General features: G+C 48.0%; 1 protein-coding gene and 1 pseudogene. One reads left to right on the top strand and one right to left on the bottom strand.

Annotated features, from left to right (window positions below):
• The coding region (locus ACWHAR_RS22995) for a FecCD family ABC transporter permease (protein ID WP_452087937.1) at nucleotides 1–627 on the bottom strand (627 nt) is incomplete at its 3' end.
• A gap of 130 nt (nucleotides 628–757) precedes the next feature.
• Between ACWHAR_RS22995 and ACWHAR_RS22990 the strand changes: the two are divergent.
• A pseudogene (locus ACWHAR_RS22990) lies at nucleotides 758–1,059 on the top strand (iron siderophore-binding protein); the annotation flags it as partial.

Genomic DNA, 1,059 nt, shown 5'->3' with positions numbered 1-1,059 from the left:
GATCACAAGCGCTGCCGCTGCATACGGGAGCATCGTCATCAGCAGATCCAGACTCCTGCCCTGCACAGAGCCGGTCAGCCAAAAAAGCACCTGAGCAAGCTCGAGTTCATTAACAGAAAGCAAGCCCTGTGTCAGAGAAGAAAACATAGCCGCCATGGCAGCTCCCGCCAGCGTCAGTTTGATTGGCGTCAGCCCTTCCCTCCCAAGCGAGCCTGCTGCATAGACGATCGCGGCGGTAAATGCTGCCCCCAGAAACGAGCTCCATACTAATGCCTGAGGTGACTGAATATGCAGAAAAAACGATCCGGCAACAATAAAAAAACCTGCACCGGCGTTAATCCCGAAAATGCCCGGTGACGCAAGCGGATTTTTTGTAAGCGCCTGCATGAGGGCGCCCGCGGCTGCAAGCGAGGCGCCGACGACTGTCGCAACCAAAGCGCGCGGAAGCCTGACATCCTTGATGATGACATGCTCATTTGTTCCGTTGAAGGAAGTAAACGCCTGATAGACCTGTCTCCATGACGTACCTGTATAGCCGTACACGACGCTTGCGCAGACAGCCGCCAGTAAAATGAAAATCAGACATACTAACACAATCCATTTTGAAGATGCCTTTTTGCAGATCATGATCAAATTCTCCTAGTTATTTACTATGTAATGTTTGTTTCTGAGAATAATCCTCAATTAGGGATTGACACTCTTAACACTGCTTATTATGATCTAAATGATAATGAATTTCAATATCGGGAGGAAAAAGATGAAAAAGCATATCAGCATGCTATTCGTATTTTTAATGACCCTTGTCGTACTTTCTGCCTGCAATAGTTCAGAAAGTTCAAGCAACAGCGAGGGGTCAAGCAGCAAAACAAGAACGGTCAAACATGCAATGGGGACATCAGACAACATCCCCGCCACTCCAAAACGGATTGTTGTTTTAACTAATGAAGGAACAGAGGCGCTCTTAGCGCTTGGCATTAAGCCGGTCGGAGCCGTAAAGTCATGGAAGGGCGACCCGTGGTATGACTATCTGAAAGATGACATGAAAGGTGTTAAAAACGT

The organism is Bacillus sp. LR--39 (assembly GCF_053613335.1).
Note: the sequence above shows the minus strand (reverse complement) of the source record. Positions and strands in the feature narration are given on the sequence as shown.